The sequence below is a fragment of the Streptomyces sp. NBC_00873 genome (assembly GCF_045207415.1).
In the GTDB taxonomy this organism is placed as follows: Bacteria; Actinomycetota; Actinomycetes; order Streptomycetales; family Streptomycetaceae; genus Streptomyces.
In genome coordinates this window covers 4459583-4479953 of record NZ_CP108803.1, presented here as the reverse complement: position 1 = coordinate 4479953, position 20371 = coordinate 4459583, and the positions used below count along the sequence as shown (strand labels likewise).

At 69.4% G+C, this 20371-nt stretch carries 16 protein-coding genes, 4 tRNA genes, 1 other RNA gene and 1 pseudogene; 12 read left to right on the top strand and 10 right to left on the bottom strand.

The genetic code is table 11. The features are described from left to right. Nucleotides 1-618 precede the first annotated feature (618 nt). From OH809_RS20535 to OH809_RS20520, 4 genes are all read right to left on the bottom strand, one after another. Complete coding sequence (locus tag OH809_RS20535) at nucleotides 619-837, bottom strand: hypothetical protein (RefSeq protein WP_406515436.1); 219 nt, start codon at nucleotides 835-837, stop codon at nucleotides 619-621. Nucleotides 838-1247: 410 nt separating this feature from the next. After that, nucleotides 1248-1817: a hypothetical protein gene (locus OH809_RS20530; protein WP_406515435.1), complete on the bottom strand. Its 570-nt coding sequence runs from the start codon at nucleotides 1815-1817 to the stop codon at nucleotides 1248-1250. 686 nt (nucleotides 1818-2503) lie between these two features. After that, nucleotides 2504-3184, bottom strand: coding sequence for a YdcF family protein (locus tag OH809_RS20525; protein WP_406515434.1), 681 nt, complete (start codon nucleotides 3182-3184; stop codon nucleotides 2504-2506). After that, nucleotides 3181-3975, bottom strand: coding sequence for a GntR family transcriptional regulator (locus tag OH809_RS20520; protein WP_406515433.1), 795 nt, complete (start codon nucleotides 3973-3975; stop codon nucleotides 3181-3183). Before OH809_RS20520 ends, OH809_RS20525 begins: the two co-directional genes overlap by 4 nt. Before the next feature lie 384 nt (nucleotides 3976-4359). On the opposite strand from OH809_RS20520, the pseudogene OH809_RS20515 reads away from it, so the two are divergent. Further along, nucleotides 4360-4560 (top strand): annotated as a pseudogene (locus OH809_RS20515) (site-specific integrase); the annotation flags it as partial. A 64-nt stretch (nucleotides 4561-4624) separates the two neighbouring features. On the opposite strand, the gene OH809_RS20510 reads toward OH809_RS20515, so the two are convergent. Next, a tRNA-Ser gene (locus tag OH809_RS20510) sits at nucleotides 4625-4712 on the bottom strand. Between the two features lie 109 nt (nucleotides 4713-4821). Here OH809_RS20510 and ffs point away from each other — a divergent pair. The 11 genes from ffs to OH809_RS20455 all read left to right on the top strand — a co-directional run bounded on the left by ffs (nucleotide 4822) and on the right by OH809_RS20455 (nucleotide 18405). Further along, nucleotides 4822-4918, top strand: an RNA gene (gene ffs, locus OH809_RS20505) — signal recognition particle sRNA small type. Nucleotides 4919-5033: 115 nt separating this feature from the next. After that, nucleotides 5034-7202, top strand: coding sequence for a DNA polymerase III subunit gamma and tau (locus OH809_RS20500; RefSeq protein WP_406515432.1), 2169 nt, complete (start codon nucleotides 5034-5036; stop codon nucleotides 7200-7202). An 81-nt stretch (nucleotides 7203-7283) separates the two neighbouring features. Further along, nucleotides 7284-8534, top strand: coding sequence for a phosphoribosylamine--glycine ligase (purD, locus tag OH809_RS20495; protein ID WP_406421060.1), 1251 nt, complete (start codon nucleotides 7284-7286; stop codon nucleotides 8532-8534). A 273-nt stretch (nucleotides 8535-8807) separates the two neighbouring features. After that, nucleotides 8808-10577 carry a hypothetical protein gene (locus OH809_RS20490; RefSeq protein ID WP_406515431.1) on the top strand — a complete coding sequence of 590 codons (1770 nt, stop codon included), beginning with the start codon at nucleotides 8808-8810 and terminating at the stop codon, nucleotides 10575-10577. Nucleotides 10578-10925: 348 nt separating this feature from the next. After that, nucleotides 10926-12389 carry a N,N-dimethylformamidase beta subunit family domain-containing protein gene (locus OH809_RS20485; protein ID WP_406421062.1) on the top strand — a complete coding sequence of 488 codons (1464 nt, stop codon included), beginning with the start codon at nucleotides 10926-10928 and terminating at the stop codon, nucleotides 12387-12389. A gap of 198 nt (nucleotides 12390-12587) precedes the next feature. Then, complete coding sequence (locus OH809_RS20480) at nucleotides 12588-13001, top strand: hypothetical protein (RefSeq protein ID WP_406515430.1); 414 nt, start codon at nucleotides 12588-12590, stop codon at nucleotides 12999-13001. Nucleotides 13002-13111: 110 nt separating this feature from the next. Then, a complete protein-coding gene (locus OH809_RS20475; RefSeq protein ID WP_406515429.1) occupies nucleotides 13112-13969 on the top strand; it encodes a hypothetical protein in 858 nt (285 codons plus the stop codon). 19 nt (nucleotides 13970-13988) lie between these two features. Further along, entirely contained in the window at nucleotides 13989-15377 is a 1389-nt protein-coding gene (locus OH809_RS20470) for a peptidoglycan-binding protein (protein WP_406515428.1), read from the top strand. Further along, entirely contained in the window at nucleotides 15374-16081 is a 708-nt protein-coding gene (locus OH809_RS20465) for an ABC transporter ATP-binding protein (RefSeq protein ID WP_406421066.1), read from the top strand. The genes OH809_RS20470 and OH809_RS20465 overlap by 4 nt, the downstream gene beginning before the upstream one ends. Continuing rightward, nucleotides 16075-17361 (top strand): ABC transporter permease, encoded by a 1287-nt coding sequence (locus OH809_RS20460; protein ID WP_406425085.1) that lies wholly within the window; start codon nucleotides 16075-16077, stop codon nucleotides 17359-17361. Before OH809_RS20465 ends, OH809_RS20460 begins: the two co-directional genes overlap by 7 nt. A 144-nt stretch (nucleotides 17362-17505) precedes the next feature. Continuing rightward, nucleotides 17506-18405, top strand: a complete 900-nt coding sequence (locus OH809_RS20455; RefSeq protein ID WP_406421067.1) for a phosphoribosylaminoimidazolesuccinocarboxamide synthase — start codon at nucleotides 17506-17508, stop codon at nucleotides 18403-18405. Between the two features lie 43 nt (nucleotides 18406-18448). Here the strand turns inward: OH809_RS20455 and OH809_RS20450 are convergent. From OH809_RS20450 to OH809_RS20430, 5 genes are all read right to left on the bottom strand, one after another. Then, nucleotides 18449-18524 (bottom strand) — tRNA-Gly (locus OH809_RS20450). 22 nt (nucleotides 18525-18546) lie between these two features. Beyond that, entirely contained in the window at nucleotides 18547-19149 is a 603-nt protein-coding gene (locus OH809_RS20445) for a response regulator (protein ID WP_406421068.1), read from the bottom strand. Nucleotides 19150-19318: 169 nt separating this feature from the next. After that, a tRNA-Gly gene (locus OH809_RS20440) sits at nucleotides 19319-19391 on the bottom strand. Nucleotides 19392-19472: 81 nt separating this feature from the next. Continuing rightward, a tRNA-Gly gene (locus OH809_RS20435) sits at nucleotides 19473-19544 on the bottom strand. 125 nt (nucleotides 19545-19669) lie between these two features. Continuing rightward, the gene (locus OH809_RS20430; protein WP_406421069.1) at nucleotides 19670-20005 is read right to left on the bottom strand and encodes an Lsr2 family protein; all 336 of its coding nucleotides are present in this window, start codon (nucleotides 20003-20005) and stop codon (nucleotides 19670-19672) included. Nucleotides 20006-20371 lie beyond the last annotated feature (366 nt).

Genomic DNA, 20371 nt, shown 5'->3' with positions numbered 1-20371 from the left:
TCACCTTTACCGAGCAGGAGAAGAAGGGTGGTTCGTCAGCGGCGCCCGGCCCATCCGCAACCTCGGCCAGCCGACCGGTGGCATCACCCTTCCCCGCATGCCCGTGCAGGGCTCTCGTGACCCGATGCGGATCACTCCAGTCGAGCGGGCCGCCGCCTCCGCCGCACTGGGATGCCCAACGTGGGAGCGGGGGCCATGCGCCGGGTGCGGCCAGCCGATGCGCAGGTAACGGGCGGTACGCGGCGATGTACTGCCGAGCGTGCCGGGCCGTCCTCAACGGGTGCTAACCGGGAACTGCAACCAAAACTGCAACCACGCAATGACGAAGGCTCCGGCCGCGATGCGGTCGGAGCCTTCGTTTGCCCAGGTGGGCGGCTGCGGAGGATACGAGATTCGAACTCGTGAGGGGTTGCCCCCAACACGCTTTCCAACTATGCGCGCGACCGTACGGACAGGTACGTGCGCGTTCACTGGGCAGGTCAGACGGGGTTCGCGTACGACGGTGATCGTTAGTGCACTGGACAATGACCAGGACAACGAGTGTCCGAGGGATGGCGCAACTTCCGCTCCGGTGCGGTGGTGTTGCCGCCCTCTCCCTTCCCGCGGTTGTCCGCGATGTCAGTCACGGACGTCGGCGACCCCGGCCCCGCCCTGCCGACGTCGCCTGACCAGATCCCGCACCAGGTCCCAGGCGGTCCCAGCACCGATCACCAGCCACACCACACGCACCCACGCCGCACTGCTGCTACTGGCAGCTCCCCACACAGCCGCGACGAGACGCACCACCGTCCAGCCGTTGCTGTCGAGAAAGGACCGATCCCGCCCCTGCGACACCACCTGCTCCCTCCTACGCCCAGCCGACGGACGTACCCCTGAAACGGCGTGCGAACGCCGACCGTTGCCCCCCATCATCCAACAGGCCCCTGAAACGCAAGAGGCCCCGGATCACTCCGGGGCCTCCGGCCTGCTGTGCACTCGGCAGGATTCGAACCTGCAACCTTCTGATCCGTAGCTCTGTAGAGATCGGTCATTGAAGGTCATACAGGCTGCCGGGAAGCCCATGGGGGCCAGCGTGGGGCGCTGCCGGTTGCTGGAGTTGCTGTACTTCTCTGCTGTACAGCCGTGGTCCGGTGGGAACTACTCAGGACGCCGATAGCGCACGCCACGCTCGTACGGCCACCCCGTGGGCCGCCTCTTGTACCTCTCACCTGCCGCAGTGGTCCGCCGGTGGGCCGTGCGCGTATCGGTCAGAAGGGAGGTTCGAGATCGCCGCGGCCATCGCTGTGTGGCCCCCAGTCCCAGGGCTCCTCCCGGAAAGGCTCAGGGTCGGGGACGTCGTGGCCCCATGCTTCGAGTGCCTTCCGGGCAACACGCCGGTTGGGGTCGTCGCTGCTGGTGTCCAGGATGGCGCGCGCGTGCACGGCGAGGTGATCGCGGTGCTCGGCGAGCGCGGGGTGCTCGGCGAGGATGAGCGCGGCTATAACGGCGGCTTCGCGCACGTCCTCGTGGCTGTCTCGGAGGAAGGGCGCGACGGCCCGATAAAGCATCGGGCGCAGGTCCCGGAAGGCCGCCACGATGGTGCCGGGGGTGAGGAAGCCAGGGAAGTACTGCTCCGTGCGGCCCACAATCTCATCGGAGGCGTCGTAGGCCGTGGAAACCAACCAGTTCAACAGCGTCGCGCGGATGGGGACGTTGCGATAGGGCCGGAGGGTCATGGCCGCCGGGTGGGTGAGGATGCCGGCGACATACATGGCGACGGGGGCGGTGGCCTCGTAGATGGTGTTCTGGTGGCCGACCAGCTCACCCAGCTCCGACAAAGCGGAGACCTGAACCTTGGGATCGGGCTCCAACAGCCGTGCCAGAACCCCGGGAAGGTCCTCACCGCTCCCGAAAGCCGTCTGGAGCGATTCCCAATCAGTCTCGGCCAGGACTACCTGGTAGGGCGGCAAGTCAGGCTCGTGGGGCGCCCCGGCGTTGGGACGGCTGTGGTTCACAGGCCAAACCTAGACCAGACTTCTGACACGATTCCCTTCCGGGGCGGAATATCCTCCTCAACCCACCACTTTCCCCAGCTCCCATCCCGTCCGCCGTCGACCCACACACCGTGGAGCGGGCGTGGTTCCTGGCGTCCAGGTGGAGCGCGCCACTGTACGAACGACCTGGACGCCAGGGGCCGCGTCTGCTCGGCTCTGCCTGGGTCGGCGGCGGACGGGATGGGAGCTCCCCGCGCACGCCACTACGCGCCCGCAGTCGGCGACGGCGCCCTCTCCATCCCGGTGCCGGCCGATCCCCCGCCGGAGGCATTGCCTTGACCGCGCGCCGCTCTATGCGGTGCTCGCCTCATGGCCTCCGGCCCTATCCACGTGTGGGCGCGCGTCGGCGCAGCGCGGGCGGAGCGGGCCGAAGGCAGGAGCGGCGCCCGAAGCGGAGCCGGGAAGCGCGCCCGGCGGAGCGGAGCGCAGCCGGGTCTTGATGAAGTAGAGAAAGTTCTACCGCGCTGGGATCAGGAGGGTTTCTTAAGGACGTGCCCCACACCGTCCGGTACGAGCCGACTCGTAAAGCCTGCGCTGCGTAGTCGCTCGTACGCTGCCGCCACGTCGTCCGGCACCGACTGGCTGACCATGAACCCTTGTTCCGGGTAGATCAGCAGACGCTGGAGCGCTCCGACAAGCATGTCGAGCACCAGGCGGGCGTCTCCGATGGAGTCGACGTAGTCGTCGAACGTCATCGGCGTGGACGCACTCACGATCTCGACTTCGGGCCACAGTTTGCGCGCCGTCGCATAGGCGCGCCGTTCTTCGTATGGCTTGCTGATGAGCAGGACAGACGAGACATTCGCACCCGACTCTTCAAGAAGGGCTTTGGAGAAGCGGATGTTCTCGCCGGTATTGCGCGCGTTCGGTTCAACGAGCACGTTGGAGCTCGGTACGCCGAGCTCCAACGCCCTTTCGCGGTAGTGAACTGCTTCGCCGCGCGGCATCCGTTCCCTCGTAGTGCGACTGGTGGCCCCGGTGAAGACGATGAGCGGCGCCATTCCGCGTTTGTAGAGGTCAACCGCAGCATCGGCCACGCCGAGGTCGTGACTGCCCAAACCGACCGCTACAGAGCACGGCCGCGGCTCGTGGTGCATCTGGTGGAAGTCCCACAGGCGACGCGCATCTGCCCATGACTCTGTCGAGATCACTGCTCTGCCTCTCGGTCCTGTGCTGAATCGGGCACCTTGAAGTCGTACTCCCACGCGAAGCGGGACGCCGCGTGGACACCGATCGCGTACTCCACCACGGTGCCGTCGGCCGTGTACGTGGTCCGGTGCAACTCGACGACCGGCTCACCCCCGGGAAGTTGCAGGAGCTTCACTTCGTCAGCCGTAGGGATACGGGCGAACAGCTCCTCCTTCATGTGGTCGATCTCGTACCCGGCGTCGTAGAGCACCCGGTACCCACCACCACGGCCAGCCGGTCCCGGAGTCGGGTCGACGAGGCGCGTCCCCTCGACATGCTCAGGCCGGTAGTAGCTGGTCAGGGTGTGTGTGGGCTGCTCACCCTCCTTTACGAGACGTGCGCGGGCGTACACCTCAGCACCGACAGGCAGTCCGTGCGCCTCAGCAACGGCCGGCGGAGCCTCAACCCGGCTGACCTGCTGTGTCTGCTCGCCGCGGCGGTATGCGCGCCCAGTCGCGACGCGGTCAGCGATGAACGCCACCTCGTCGCCATCGCGCCACTTCGCCTTGTCATACCGGCCGATGCCAAGCCGCTTGAGCGGAGTCTGCTGCCGAACGACCGTGCCGTGCCCGCGGGACGAGGTGACCAGCCCTTCGGCCTCCAGCGCCTTGTATGCCGCGTGGACCGTGGACTTGGAACCCTCGCCTGCTTCGACGAGATCCCGAATATGCGGCAGTTGCTGTCCCGGCGCGTACTCCCCGATCGCAATTCGAGCGGCCAGCTTGTCCGCCAGCTCTCGCCACTTCGGTGCCATGCAGAGCTCCTCTCGATGCCACCAGTGAAGCACAGTCCCAGGACTGTTGACAGTCCTGGGACTGTGGGTCATTGCCTTACCGGGCGGTTTGCAGTCCTAGGACAGCGAGTCGCGAGGCCCTTCTTTGGGCTGGCCAAACCACCGCAAAAGGGGCCCCGGGCAGATGGGGCCGAGGGAACCGGACCCCTGGTCAACCGGATGGCACGAGACCGAAAGGTCATGTCTCTGCCTACAACGGATTCGCGGCTCTTCCTTGAAACGGGAGTCGCCTCCGAAGGAGACACGCACGTCCAACCCACCGCATGCGCTTCGGCGCTGCGGCCGGTTGCCTCCTCCGCCCGTCTCGTACGGGCGGGGTCGAGGGGAGCCGGAGTTTCCGACCCCGTCCTCATGCTGCTTGGCGTCCCGGACCGCGTGATCGATCAGATCATGGGCTGGGAGGCAGGCACGTCCGCCCGGATGCGCGCGCGGTACCTGCATGTGCCCGACGCCATGCTGAAGGACGTGGCGCGGAAGCTCGCGGACGCCATCTGGGGGCCCTCACCGAACGGCCTTGTGGACAAAGACCAGAACAACGAGGGCTGAGACAACGTCGAAGGGCCCCACCGCAAGCGGTGGGGCCCTTCGACGTATTGCCCGGTGAGAGCAATGGCGGAGGATACGAGATTCGAACTCGTGAGGGGTTGCCCCCAACACGCTTTCCAAGCGTGCGCCCTAGGCCACTAGGCGAATCCTCCGCGGCAAACAATACAAGACGTTGAGCAGTGCTCGCGAACCCGTTCCCCGGAGAGGGGTCGGGAGGGCGGGCGGGTGGACTCGACCGGGTGGGGATCGGCTAAGGTGGGCATCAGCCCCTCACGTGGCGCTATCTGACTGAACTCCCCCAGGGCCGGAAGGCAGCAAGGGTAGGTTGGCTCTGGCGGGTGCGTGGGGGGCCCTTGCGTGTTCGGGCCCGTGGCGTCGATTCCTGTGGCTTCCGAGCCTTTGCGGCCGCTCCTTCCCCGGCGGTGTCCCCGGTCCGGGGCCGGTTGTCAGTCCGCCCCGATAACCTCGTATGTGTGTCGTCCCTTGCGCTGTACCGCCGCTACCGCCCCGAGTCGTTCGCCGAGGTCATTGGGCAGGAGCATGTCACTGACCCGCTGCAGCAGGCCCTGCGGAACAACCGGGTCAATCACGCGTACCTGTTCAGCGGTCCGCGCGGTTGCGGGAAGACGACCAGCGCGCGGATCCTCGCCCGCTGTCTGAACTGCGAGCAGGGCCCCACGCCGACGCCGTGCGGGGAGTGCCAGTCCTGCCGGGACCTGGCGCGCAACGGGCCGGGATCGATCGATGTCATCGAGATCGACGCCGCATCGCACGGTGGCGTGGACGACGCCCGTGATCTGCGGGAGAAGGCGTTCTTCGGGCCCGCGTCGAGTCGTTACAAGATCTACATCATCGACGAGGCGCACATGGTCACCCCGGCGGGGTTCAACGCCCTGCTGAAGGTGGTCGAGGAGCCGCCGGAGCATCTCAAGTTCATCTTCGCGACCACCGAGCCCGAGAAGGTCATCGGCACGATCCGGTCGCGTACGCACCACTACCCGTTCCGCCTCGTACCGCCGGGGACGCTGCGCGAATATCTCGCCGAGGTCTGCGGCAAGGAGAACAGCTTCGTCGAGGACGGCGTCCTGCCGCTGGTCGTGCGGGCCGGCGCCGGTTCCGTGCGTGACTCGATGTCCGTCATGGACCAGCTGCTGGCCGGAGCGGGCGACGACGGTGTGACCTATGCCATGGCGACCTCGCTGCTCGGTTATACGGACGGCTCGCTGCTCGACTCCATCGTGGACGCGTTCGCGGCGGGCGACGGGGCCGCGGCCTTCGAGGTCGTGGACCGCGTGATCGAGGGCGGCAACGACCCGCGGCGCTTCGTCGCCGACCTCCTGGAGCGGCTGCGCGACCTGGTGATCCTGGCCGCCGTGCCGGACGCCGGGGAGAAGGGGCTGATCGACGCACCCGCCGACGTGGTCGAGCGGATGCAGGCCCAGGCGTCCGTCTTCGGCGCCGCAGAGCTGAGCCGCGCCGCCGACCTCGTCAACGAAGGGCTTACGGAGATGCGCGGGGCCACCTCGCCGCGTCTCCAGGTCGAGCTGATCTGCGCCCGGGTGCTGCTGCCCGCCGCCTTCGACGACGAGCGTTCGCTGCAGGCCCGGCTGGACCGGCTGGAGCGCGGTGCTTCGTTCGCGACCGCCGGGGCCGGGCCCGCCATGGGGTACGTACCGGGGCGGGAGGCGGAGGCGCATGCGCCCGTGGCCATGGTTCCGCCGGGCGGCGGCGTCGCCGCGGTGCGGGGAGACGTACCCGAGGCCGCGCCCGTGCCCGCCGCGCCCGCGGCACCGGTCGCGCCTGCGCAGCCTGTGCAGTACGTGGCACCCGCCGCCCCCGCACCGCAGCCGCCCGCCGAGGCTCCCTCCGGCGGTCAGCGTCCCGGGGCCTGGCCCGCCGCGGCCGCGCCGGAGCCGGGACGCCGTCCCGGTGGCTGGCCGACCGCCTCCGCCCCCGGTCAGGCGCCCGCCCCCGTCACGCCCGCGGCCCCCGCCCCCGCTCCCGTGCCCGCCGCCGCGCCCGCTCCCGGTGCGGCCGAGCCGAGTCCGGGGATGGCTCAGGGCGCCGCACAGGTGCGGAACATGTGGCCCGGCATCCTGGAGGCCGTGAAGAACCGGCGCCGGTTCACCTGGATCCTGCTCAGCCAGAACGCGCAGGTCACCGGGTTCGACGGCACCACCCTGCAGATCGGCTTCCTCAACGCCGGCGCCCGCGACAACTTCGCGAGCAGCGGCAGCGAGGACGTGCTGAAGCAGGCACTCGCCGAGCAGTTCAACATGCAGTGGAAGGTCGAGGCGATCGTCGACCCGTCGGGCGGCGCGGGGCAGCCTCCGCAGACCGGCGGCGGCCGGCCCTCCGCCGCAGCCGCACCGCAGCGTCCGGCCGCGCGCGCCCCGCAGCAGTACGAGTCCCGGCCCGCGCCCGCGCCGGCCCCGCACCAGCAGCCGGGCACCGGTCCCGCACCCGCAGCGGCGCCCGCACCCCAGCCGCACCATGCCCCCGAGCCGCCGCGTTCGGTCGCGCCGGAGGACGACACCCCCGAGGCGGACGACCCGGACCTGGTCGACTCCGCCCTCTCCGGCCACGAGCTGATCGTCCGGGAGCTGGGCGCCACGGTCGTCGAGGAGTTCACCAACGAGTAGCGGTCCGGAAGCCGCTCCACGGGGTGTCCACGGAGCGGCGCCCGTCAAGGCGGCCGTGCCCCGGCGGCTAGGCTGCACCCCGTGAAGGTCCTCGTCATCGGCGGCGGCGCCCGCGAACACGCCCTGTGCCGCTCTCTCTCCCTCGACCCCGACGTCACCGATCTGTACTGCGCTCCCGGCAACGCCGGCATCGCAGAGGTGGCCGAACTGCACCCGGTCGACGCACTCGACGGCGCCGCCGTCGCGCGCCTCGCCACCGAACTGGGCGCCGAGCTGGTGGTCGTCGGCCCGGAGGCGCCGCTTGTCGCCGGGGTCGCCGACGCCGTCCGCGCCGCGGGCATCCCCTGCTTCGGCCCGTCCGGTGAGGCGGCCCAGCTGGAGGGGTCCAAGGCGTTCGCCAAGGACGTGATGGCCGGGGCAGGTGTCCCCACCGCCCGCAGCTATGTCTGCACCACCCCCGCCGAGATCGACGAGGCCCTCGATGCCTTCGGCGCCCCGTACGTCGTCAAGGACGACGGACTCGCCGCGGGCAAGGGCGTCGTCGTCACGGACGATGTCGAGGCGGCCCGCGCCCACGCGCTGGCCTGCGACCGCGTGGTCATCGAGGAGTTCCTCGACGGCCCCGAGGTGAGCCTCTTCGCGATCACGGACGGCACCACCGTGCTGCCGCTCCAGCCCGCCCAGGACTTCAAGCGGGCCCTCGACGGCGACGAGGGCCCGAACACCGGCGGCATGGGCGCGTACTCCCCGCTGCCGTGGGCCGACCCCAAGCTGGTCGACGAGGTCATGCAGTCGGTCCTGCAGCCGACCGTCGACGAGCTCCGCCGCCGCGGTACCCCCTTCTCCGGGCTGCTGTACGCGGGTCTCGCGATCACCTCGCGGGGCGTCCGGGTCATCGAGTTCAATGCTCGCTTCGGCGACCCGGAGACCCAGGTGGTCCTGGCCCGGCTGAAGACCCCGCTGGCCGGTGTTCTGCTGGGCTCCGCCAACGGCACCCTCGACGACCTGCCCCCGCTCACGTGGCGCCACGACGCCGCGGTCACCGTGGTCATCGCCTCGCACAACTACCCGGACACCCCGCGGACGGGTGACCCGATCGGCGGCCTCGACGACGTTGCGGCGCAGGACGCTCCGCACGCGTACGTCCTGCACGCCGGGACCAGGCGGGACGGTGACACGATCGTCAGCGCGGGCGGCCGGGTGCTGTCCGTGACCGCGACGGGCGAGGACCTCGCCACCGCCCGGGAGCGCGCCTACACGGCGGCCGCCCGGATCCGGCTCGACGGCTCGCAGTTCCGTACGGACATCGCCCGAAAGGCCGCCGAAGCCTGATCGGCCGGTCCGGTACCTCCATTTCGCCCCCTCGGGCCCGAGGGGGCGACGTCATGCCCTTGCCCCATGGGTACCGGCGCGTCAGCACCTTTACCCAAAGCCATTCCATCGAGTGACGGCTGGGCTATCCGGATGACGTCCGCCGAGGCCCCAACTAGGGTGCGGCGCAAGCGTTCCGGCACTTGGCCCACCGGCATTGCGATGTCTGTGACGAGTGCCACAGTGGGGGAGTGAGCAATACCGCCGCGGGGGCAGAGGGGGTGACGTCCGGCCGTGTCCGGTACCGGTACTGGTGAGGAGCTGGGCGCGGAGGCTGCGCGCGCCCGAGCTCTCGCCCTGCTGCGCATTCGCAGCAGGGCAACGGCCGCGGCCCTGCTGCCGGCGGCGGTCGCCGTCGTGCTGCTCGTCGCGGGTGCGCAGGGCCGTATCGGCGGTGGCGGCTGGTACGCCGTGCGCTGGGCGGTGACGGCCTGCGCCGTGCTCGTGCTGCTGGGCGCCGTCGCCGTCTCGGTCGCGATCGTGCGGGCGAGACCCGCGGTCAGTCCTACGGTCCCGCTCAGCGAGCAGGCCGCCCCCGATCTCTACCGGCTGGTCCGGGATCTCGCCGACCGGCTCGGCGTCCCCGCGCCGTCGGCCATAGCCCTCACGCCCGACTGCGACAGCTGGCTGGAGGACCGCACCCACCCCGCCGCGCAGCCCGCCGGGGGCTCCGCGGGCCGGCCCGCCGTCTCCGGCGGCCGCCGTCATGGCGTGCAGACGGCGCCCGTGCTCGTCATCGGCTCGCCATTCCTGTGGTGGATGCGGGTCGCGGAGCTACGGGCGGTGCTCGCCCCGGTCGTCGCGGGCACGGGCCCCTCCGCCCATCCCGACATAGCCGCCGCCCGCCGTTTCGTACGGGGACTGGACGGCGCGGTCGCCGACGCGTCCGCTCCCGTGCCCGGACCGCTCGCGACGCTGCGCAGAGTGCCGCGCCGCTTCGTCGGCCGGATCGCACGGCTGCTGCTCCGCACCTGTCGTGGTCATGCCGCAGCGATGGAGCGGGCTGTCGCCGCCGCCGCGTCCGAGCGTGCACAGGCTGTGGACTACGGTCTGCGGATCGTCGCCCAGGAGCAGGTCGGTCTCGCCTACGCGGGCTGGGACCGGCTGCTCACCCGGGTCGCGCTGCCCGCCTGGCGGATGGGCCGCTGGCCGTCCCGGCTCGACGCCGGCGTCGTCTCCGCCCTCACCGAGCTCTCCCGGCGCGACCGGCTCGCCGAGGGCTTCACCTCCCGGCTCGGTGAGCGCCCCGCCTGCGACCTCCTGGAGGAGCCCGGAGCGGCCGACGAAGCCGCTTCGCTGCTGGCCGCCCGGCTCTTCCACGGCGGTCCGGCGGAGACCGGCCCCGACTGGTCTCCGGTCGACTGGCAGCAGTACCCGGAAGAGGTCGTCGACCGGAAGTGGCGCACCGAAGCGGCCCGTCTGCACCGCGTCCTGGACGCGCTGGGCGTACGGCATGCACCGGCGGCCGCGGAAGAAAACGGGGCCCACGGGGCGCACGGATCGCACGGCGCCGATCCCGTGGATGTCGCCGTGCCCACACTGGCCCGGGTCGTCGAGCATCTGGCCGGCCGGAGCGGCCGCAGCGAGGAGCTCGCCGCCGGGATCAGTGCCGCGGTGGCCCGCGAGGAGGCCGCGGCCCCGCTGCTCCCGCCGGGCCCCCCGGCAACCGGTGTCTCCGGTGCCTGCACTGCCTCCGGCGGCGACGTCCTGGACTTCTGGGGAGCCGACCCGCTGCCGCTCTTCCCGCTCCAGCCGCCCCGTACGGGTGCGGAGCTGCTCGCCGACCATGTCGCGGCGATGGTCTGCTGCGCCGCCGTGGACACGGCAGGTGCGGCGCCCGGCCTGGACTGGCTCGACGGACCCGCGCTGCTGGTCGACGGCGAGCGCCGGGCCGATCTGGGCAGCCGGGTCCTCAGCCTGGTCGAGGACGGCGACGCCGGACCGCTGCGTTCGTGGCTCGCCTCGGTGGGCGTCCGTACCGACAAACCCGTCCGCCTCGTCTGAGACCGACCGGCAATTGGGGGGCGGCGTCACGGGGCTGGGGCACGTACCTCGCGGCGTTGTCGTCCATCACCATGTTCCCCGAGCTCTCGGCTTCGCTCGAGCAGGGGAGGCCCCATTCGCCATGGCTCAATCCTCCGCCTTGCGATGCACGCACCCCAGCCCCGCTCCTTCACCCCCCCCAATTGCCGGTCGGTCTGACCCACGGACCGGCGGGAAGCGTTCTGTTCACCTCAATTCGCGACGAACGGTGACGGAGTGCATGCGTTATGTGATGTGCTGGGGATCGACGCCGACAGTCAACGCACGACTGTTGTCTCGGGGGACTTGAGCTTGAGGGAGGGGAGCGCCATGGGGGCGGAGCAGATTCGCCGATGGGAATCGGGTGCCCTTGCGCATGCCGTCTCCGACCCGTTCGGCCAGGGCCCCCTGCCCTGGCTCCGCGGCAGTGAGAACTACTTCGACGACACCGGCCAGGTCGTCCCCTGGTACGCCGATCCCACCCTGGCCCGCGGCTCCACCGGCGGAGGCACCCGTACCGCCGACGACGTCCACCGCCAGATCAAGGGTTTCACCTCGACCGGCGCCGCGGCCCCCGGTGAGGCGATCGACTTCCACATCACCGTGGACCCGCCGCAGCAGTTCACCGTGGACATCTACCGGATCGGTCATTACGGGGGCGACGGCGCCGCCAAGATCACCACGAGCCCGCGGCTCTCCGGCATCGTCCAGCCCGCCCCGCTCGCCGCCGACCGCACGGTCTCCTGCCACCACTGGTGGCAGTCCTGGCGGCTGCAGATTCCCACCTACTGGTCGATCGGCGCCTACGTCGCCGTGCTCACCACGGTCGACGGCTACCGCTCCCACATCCCGTTCACCGTCCGCGACGATCACCCGGCCGATCTGCTGCTCGTCCTGCCGGACATCACCTGGCAGGCGTACAACCTCTACCCCGAGGACGGCCGCACCGGCGCCAGCCTCTACCACGCGTGGGACGAACAGGGCCGGCTGCTCGGCGAGGAGGACGCGGCGGTCACCGTCTCCTTCGACCGCCCGTACGCGGGTGCCGGGCTGCCCCTCCACGTCGGTCATGCCTACGACTTCATCCGCTGGGCCGAGCGGTACGGCTACGACATCGGGTACGCCGACACCCGCGATCTGCACGCCGGCCGGATCGACGTCGGCCGCTACCGGGGCCTGGTCTTCCCGGGCCACGACGAGTACTGGTCGGTTCCGATGCGCCGCACCGTGGAAGCGGCGCGCGACGTCGGCACCTCGCTCGTCTACCTCTCCGCCAATTCCATGTACTGGCAGGTCAGCCTCTCCCCGTCACCGTCCGGTGTCCCGGACCGCCTGCTCACCTGCCGCAAACGCCGCGGCCCGGGCAGGCCCGCGCTCTGGCGCGAGGTCGACCGGGCCGAGCAGCAGCTCCTCGGCATCCAGTACGCGGGCCGGGTTCCCGACCCCCACCCCCTGGTCGTACGGAATGCGGAGCACTGGCTCTGGGACGCGACCGGGGCGGACGAGGGCGACGAGATCGACGGACTGGTCGCAGGCGAGGCCGACCGCTACTTCCCGCGCACCGCCCTCCCGGCGCACGACAGCCGCATTCTGCTCGCCCACTCCCCGTACCAGGACAGCGAAGGCGCGACGCGCCACCAGGAGACGTCCCTCTACCGCGCCCCGTCCGGCGCCCTCGTCTTCGCCTCCGGCACCTTCGCCTGGTCCCCGGCCCTGGACCGCCCCGGCCATGTGGACACCCGTATCCAGCGCGCCACTGCCAATCTCCTCGACCGCATCTGCAAACGCGACTGACTTAGTCAGTAGATCTACACATATCCTTCATCTGATCTTGTCGGGTGAGCACCTTGCGTGTAACTTCCGTACGGCTGGGGCCTGTTGGGGCGTACGTGCGGGTCTGCGGCCGCCCAGGCGGATTTTCCTGATGCTTTTGCCTGTTTCATTCCTGAAATCGAGCCTGTCGCCAGGCTGTTCAGCAAGGAGCGCAAAGCAATGGGGTTCAAGAGATCTGCTTTCACCCGTGCCACCACAGTGGCCGCGCTGTCGGTAGCGCTGGTGGCGACCGCGACCGCCGAGGCGGACGGGGACGGTGACTGCACGGATGCCGGAAACATCTGCGTATTCGACTACCAGCAGCCCACCAGCTACACCTACGGCTATTACGACCTGAATGATCCCCACCCCGACTTTCATGGCATGTACTACAAGATCGACCCTTCCTATCTCGGTGACTCCATAGGTGCGGCCTTGAACGACGCCAACACGTGGACCGCCTGTGCCGGATTCACCTTCTACTGGGACACCGGATACGGCGGCACGAAGTACTTCGCCAGCAGGGACTTCAAATACCTGACCTTCTACGACAACAACAACGAGTTCTCCTCGTTCCGGAAGACCGGGTGCTGAAAAAGGTGACAGCGTTTTCACGCATCGCCGGGCCGACAATGTTGCTGGCCCTCGCGCTGTGTGCCTGCTCGTCCTCGGTGGGTGGAGGCACGGAGCCGACGCTCGGCTCCGTGCCCACCCCCGGGCATCTCGACCCGGCGCAGATCACCACCCCGCTCGATGCGTATCTCCCGACGCCCGAGGAGAACTACACGCTGAAGAAGGCGCGGGTGCTGCTGGTCAACGCATGCATGCGTGAACTGGGTTACGCACAGAATCCGCAGCCTCTGGGACGGTTCACCGGCAAGGCATACCTGGAGCACAGCGAATTCCATGTCGTGCCGATCGTTCAGGCGGAACGCTACGGGTACAAGCAGCCAGTCGATCCGAAGAGCACAGACTCGGCCACTGAAGCGCGGTACTCCGAGAACGCCACGGAGACCCAGGGGCAGCTGCTGTCCGGCAAGGTTGCCACGTACAACGGTCACAAGGTCCCGAAGGACGGCTGCGAGGGCGAGGCGCTGCGAACCATCACAGCCGGAGCGAAGACCGCCCAGGAAGTGAAGTTCCCGGACGGGTCCGTGGCAGGAGCCGGAAGAGGTGGATTCGGCGAGGGATACGCGGAAATGGTGGTGTCGTCCGCTGGTGGAAAGGCCATGGCCAGGACCCGGGACGACAGCCGTTTCCGGGACGCCGCCGCGCGGTGGTCGGACTGCATGAAGAAGCAGGGTTACGACTACGACAGCCCTAGCAGCGCGTGGAATGACAAGAGTTGGTCGCATGCAGCCAGGGCCGACGACAAGGAGATTGCCGTCGCAGTCGCCGACATGGGATGCAAGAAGAAGGTCAATTACCTCGGCATAGGAATCGCTGTGGAGACGGTCTACGAGAAACAGGTGATCGAGGAGAACGCCGAGATTCTCAAGGATGCCAAGGACAAGACCGCCAGGTGGATCGAGAATGCGAACAGAGCGATCGAAGCACGCTGACCGCGGTGCACCTGCCGGAATGCCGGAGGACGTCTCAGCGGCTTCGGCACTGTCCCGCCGCCGGAGGCTGCTGGCCGTCGTGGTGGTGGGAGCGCTGGCCCTGGCAGGCGCCGGGTTCACCCTCTCGACGGTGATCAAGTCACCTGCCCAGGCCGCGGCCGAGGCAGGGGCGCCGGAGCGCGATGTCCTCACGGCAGCGGTCGAGCACCGGGTGCTGCACGCTTCACTGGTGGTACGTGGCCAGGTGGCCGCCGAGCGTACGGTAGCGGTCTCCGCCGCAGTGAGCGCGGCCGACGGTGTAGAACCCCTGGTCACCAAGGCACCGCTGCGAGCGGGTGACACGGTGAGGGCGGGATGTGTTCTGGTCGAGATTTCAGGGCGCCCCGTTTTCGCTCTGTCGGGCGCGCTGCCTGCGTACCGCGACCTGAAGCCCGGAGCCCGCGGGGAGGACGTGACTCAGCTCCGGAAGGCGCTGGGGCAGCGCGGGTTCGGCTCGGCCACTGATCCCGCAGGGGAGTTCGGCGCCGGTACCCAGGCCGCCCTGGCGGCGTACTACCGCTCCCTCGGATACGACCCACGACCGGTCTCCGAGGACGGGACAGCCCAGGTCGAGAGCGCAGCAACGGCTGTCACCGACGCCACCCGGGCGCTCCAGGACGTCCGTGCGGGCAAGCACGGTGCGACCGACACGGCACGGGCCGAGGAGGATCTCGCCCGTGCGGAGAAGGCGCTGGCCGCCGCACGTCTACAGGCCGGAGCCATGCTCCCTGCCGCAGAGATCGTCTTTCTGGACCGATTCCCCGCTCGGGTCGAGTCCGTTGCGGCCCGCGTGGGGGACCGGGCTCCCGAGACCGTCATGACGATCTCCTCCGGCACGCTCGGCGTACGGGGATCCCTCACGCCGAGCCAGCGGAAGATCGTCCGGGCGGGCCAGAAGGTACGGATTCTCGCCGAGGCGACCGGCGACGAGTTCAGCGGAACAGCGGCTGCGGTCACCGAGGGCGATGCGGGCTCGTCCTCCGGCGGGGGCGAGGAAGCCGGAGGAAGCGACGCGGGCGAGGACGGCGGCACAGCAGACGCCCTCTCCGTCCTGAACGTCACACCGGACCAGAAGATCGACGCGTCGCTCGTCGGTCAGGAGGTTCGGCTGACCATCGAGATCAAGAGCTCTCAGGGCAAGGTGCTCCTTGTACCGTTCTCCGCTGTCTCGGCTGCCGCCGACGGCAGCACCGTGGTCACCGTCCTCACCGAGCAGGGAGAACGCCGACGGGTACGGGTACGTCCGGGCCTGGAGGGAGACGGCAGCGTGCAGGTGACCCCGGTCCCACAGGACGCGCTGGCCGAGGGTGACCGGGTCGTCGTGGGTACCGCATCCGCACGGCAGCCGGGCCAGGACGACACCCGGTGAGTCCGGCAGCGGTCATTGACTTCCGTGGCGTCGGACTCACGTACCCGGGCCCTCCGCCCGTCCCCGCTCTGCGCCCCGCCGAGCTGGTCATCGAGCGCGGGGAGTACGTCACGGTCACAGGGCCGTCGGGGTCGGGGAAATCGACGTTCCTCAATATCGCCGGACTCATCGACGCCCCCACCAGCGGGCGCTACCTGCTCGACGGCATTGATACGAGCGGTCTTTCCGACACCGAGCGTGCGGGGCTGCGGGGCCGCCGTATCGGCTTCGTCTTCCAGTCGTTCCATCTGTTGCCGCACCGAAGCGCACTCGACAACGTCGTACTGGCCATGGTTTACAACGGCGTGCCGCGCAGAGAACGGCCGGGACGGGCCCGGGACGCCCTGCAGCGGGTCGGCCTCGGGCACCGGATGGCCGCGCTGCCGACCAGGCTGTCCGGCGGTGAGCGGCAGCGCGTGGCGATCGCGCGCGCTCTGGTCGCCCGCCCCTCGCTGCTCCTGTGCGACGAGCCGACGGGCAACCTCGACACGGCGACCGCGGACTCGGTACTCGGTCTCCTCGACGATCTGCACAAGGACGGAATGACCATCGTCGTCATCACCCATGACCCCTCGGTGGCAGCCAGGGGCGTTCGTACCCTGGCCATCCGGGACGGCCGGCTCGACGGAGCGCCCCACCTTCCGACCGACCGGGCCGTATCGTGACAGCCCGTCCGGAGTTCCGGGGACGGCGCGGAACCGGACGGCGCCGACGCGAGCGGGTGATCGGGGCCGACCTGTCCCGGTTCTCCCCGCGCGACCTGCTGACGGAGGCTGTGGCCGGCATGCTCCAGCGGCCGGCCCGGTCCGCCCTGACCACGCTCGGCACCGTGCTCGGCATCGGGGCCTTTGTCGCCGTCCTCGGCCTGACGGCGACGACCTCGTCCCAGATCGACGGCCGCTTCAACGCCCTGACCGCAACCGAGGTCACCGTCGAGGATGTCGGCGCCGCCGACGGATCGTTCAGCGGCATGTCCTTCCCCGAGGATGCGCCCGAAAGGATCGAGCGGCTCAACGGAGCCACCGATGCAGGCGTCTACTGGCCGGTGAGCCTCGCGGACGGTGAGAGCGTCCGTTCGTCCCCGGTCGGCGCTTCGGTCACCGAGGAGGAGACGCAGGTCCAGGCCGCAACCCCGGGGGTGCTGAGGGCCGCGAAACCCACCCTGCGGATGGGCAGGCTCTTCGACGAGTACCACGAGGACCAAGCGGTGCCGGTGGCCGTCATCGGTTCCGGCATGGCCGGCCGGCTGGGCATCACCACGCTGGAGAGCCGGCCGGCGGTGTTCATCGGTGACAAGTCCTTCACTGTGATCGGCATCATGGCCGACGTCCAGCGCAAGACCGACCTGCTCCTGTCCGTCGTGGTCCCCGGCAGTGTCGCGAAGGCGACGTGGGGGGAGCCGGGGGCCGAGACGCCCGCCAAGATGCTGATCTCCACGAAGCTCGGCGCGGCGGCTCAGATCGCCGAGGAGGCGCCACTGGCACTGGACCCGGCGCATCCGGCTCACTTCAAGTCCATTCCGCCCCCGAACCCCAAGGCGCTGCGCACCACGGTCGGTTCGGACATGAACCAGCTCTTCCTGCTGCTGGCGGTGGTGTGCCTGATCATCGGTGCGGTGGGGATCGCCAACACCACCCTCGTCGCGGTCCTGGAGCGCACAGGAGAGATCGGTCTGCGCCGCACGCTGGGGGCTCGTGGGCGCCACATCACCAGCCAGTTCCTCGCCGAGTCCGCCGCACTGGGTGCCCTGGGCGGACTGGTCGGCACAGCGTTCGGCGCCGTGACGGTGGTGGGCGTCGCGGTGACCCGGCAGTGGACACCGGTCATGCACCCTGCCACCTTGCTGATGGCACCCTTGATCGGCTTGGTGACCGGTCTCCTGGCGGGGGCGTACCCGTCCTGGCGGGCCAGCAGGATCGAGCCTGCCGAGGCGCTGCGGCGCTGACGTTGTCCTTCGGACTCCTGTCCCGGCAGGGCCCGGCGTATCGGAGGGGGCCGATCGAGGAGTGCGGGCGGCCCCGCTCCACCGCACGTCACCCGGATACGGGAGAATCGGAACGACTCCTGGATCAACCTACGCGGAGGCAGCGTGTCCGGATTTGTAGAAAAGCCCGAGCCGGTGGTGGTCCCCGGACTCACCCACCTCCACACCGGCAAGGTGCGCGAGCTGTACCGGAACGAGGCGGGCGACCTCGTCATGGTCGCCAGCGACCGTATGTCCGCGTACGACTGGGTCCTGCCCACCGAGATCCCCGACAAGGGCCGCGTCCTCACCCAGCTGTCGCTGTGGTGGTTCGACCAGCTGTCCGATCTCGTCCCGAACCACGTCCTGTCCACGGAGCTCCCCGCCGGAGCCCCCGCCGACTGGGCCGGGCGGACGCTGATCTGCAAGTCGCTGCGGATGGTACCCGTCGAGTGCGTCGCCCGCGGCTATCTCACCGGCTCGGGCCTCGTCGAGTACAACGAGTCCCGTACGGTCTGTGGACTCGCCCTCCCCGAGGGGCTCGTCGACGGATCCGTACTCCCGGCACCGATCTTCACCCCCGCCACCAAGGCGGCCGTCGGTGACCACGACGAGAACGTGTCGTACGAGGAAGTGGCGCGGGAGGTCGGTGCGGAGACCGCGGCCCTGCTGCGCCGCACCACCCTCGACGTCTACGCCCGCGCCCGCGACATCGCCCGCGAGCGCGGCATCATCCTCGCGGACACCAAGTTCGAGTTCGGCTTCGACGGTGAGGACCTGATCATCGCGGACGAGGTGCTGACCCCGGACTCGTCCCGCTTCTGGCCGGCCGCCGCCTGGGAGCCGGGCAAGGCGCAGCCCTCGTACGACAAGCAGTTCGTCCGCGACTGGCTGACATCACCGGCCTCCGGCTGGGACCGGAAGAGCGAGCAGCCGCCCCCGGCGCTGCCGCAGGAGATCGTCGACGCGACACGGGCGAAGTACCTGGAGGCGTACGAGCTCCTCACCGGCCACACCTGGCAGTAGGACATGAAGAAGGCCCCGGTCACAGGACCGGGGCCTTCTTGTGTGGAGCGAACGACGAGGTTCGAACTCGCGACCTCAACCTTGGCAAGGTTGCGCTCTACCAGCTGAGCTACGTTCGCATGCGCCGAAGCGCGATGCCTACTATACCCATCCGCGCTCCCGCGCGAGACGCACCGCCGCATGACGGTTCTCCGCGCCGAGCTTCGAAGCGGCCGCGGAGAGGTAGTTCCGTACGGTTCCCTGCGACAGCGACGCCCGCTCCGCGATCTCCGCGACCGGCGCCCCGTCCGCCGCCAGTTCCAGTACCTCGGCCTCGCGCACCGTCAGCGGCGAGTCCCCGGCGGACATCGCGTCGGCCGCCAACTCCGGGTCCACATAACGGTTTCCGGCGTGGACGGTACGGATGATTCCGGCCGGCTGCCGGGCGCCGACCGTCTTCGGGACGAACGCCCGCACGCCCGCCGCGAGCGCCCGTTTCAGATGTCCGGGGCGACAATGACTCCTCACGATCATGGTCCGGCAGCCGGGCAGTTCAGCCCGTAGTGATGTGGCCACACTCACACCGTCCGCACCCGGCATCTCCAGATCGAGGACCGCGACATCGGGGCGGTGGGCGCGCGCCATGGCGAGCGCCTCCGGACCGGTCGCCGCCTCCGCGACCACGACGAGGTCGTCCTCCGGCGCGAGCAGCGCGGCCGGCGCGCCCCGCATCGGATGCTCGTTGTCGGCGAGCAGCACGCGCACGGTCTGCGCGGTCGTCGTTCCTCAGGGGGCCGTGTGCGGCTGCCGCACCGGGATGGCGAGCAGTGTGAGCTGTCCCCACTGCTCGCGACAAACGTCATGGGGATCACGGCGACGGGTGCCGGAATACGACGAAGGCCCTGGTCGATATCGACCAGGGCCTTCGGTCAAGAGCGGACGACGAGATTCGAACTCGCGACCCTCACCTTGGCAAGGTGATGCTCTACCAACTGAGCCACGTCCGCATTGCTGCCGCTCAGCTTTCACTGGGCGGTGCGAACACCACTCTACCCGATCCACCGGAGTGGTTGTTAAGAGCGATGCAGAGCGGGTGACAGGAATTGCACACTGCGCCTTCCCCCTGGAAGGGGGATGTTCTGCTACTGAACTACACCCGCACGCTGCGTGAGGCCCGGCTTTTCGGCCTTGCCCCTCGGCGTGCTCCAGACTCTAGCCGATCTGATGGGGTGTCGCGCAAGTCGGTGCCCCGGGGTGTCGCCGCGGGGCCTGTGCCGGGTGTCGTTCAACTGGCCTCGCGGAACGCCTCGTAGACCTTCTTGGGGATCCGGCCGCGGGCCGGTACCTCCATCCGGTGCGAGCGGGCCCAGGCGCGCACGGCCGCCGGGTCGGGCGCCAATGAGGTGTGCCGGTACGAGACGGGAGTCTTGCCGCGCTTGCCGGCAGTTGTCTGCTTGCGGCCGGCCGCCATGTACGGCGCGAGGACCTTGCGCAGTTTCTTTGCATTGGACGGATTCAGGTCGATCTCGTACGACTTCCCGTCCAGGGCGAAGGTGACCGTTTCCGCCGCTGTTCCCCCGTCGATGTCGTCGGAGAGGGTGACCACTACGCGCTGAGCCACGGATATCGGTCCTTTCCTACGGCATCGGCGCGTCTGGCGTGCGCTGATGACCGGCCTTCCGGCTGCTAGGCGGATGTGGGTCGACCGGTGTCGACTGTTTAGGGGCAATCCTGCTTTCCCCGGTAATCATTTGTACAGCGACAGGCACCGCATTGTGAAGCCCAGCCAATTGCCTCCGCGTGTCCACATCCTATGTATGTGTCGTGAGGATTTCTCTTCGCGGGACTTTTCCCGCCTGTTGTCACGGTCGATATCTCCACGTGATCAAGCCTGTTTGATATCTACCCGCGTAGAATTTCTGGCCAGGTAGGCTGAGGGGACCTGCGGGGGTCTGGGGAGCCCCCCGGAGAAACAGCCGCACCACAC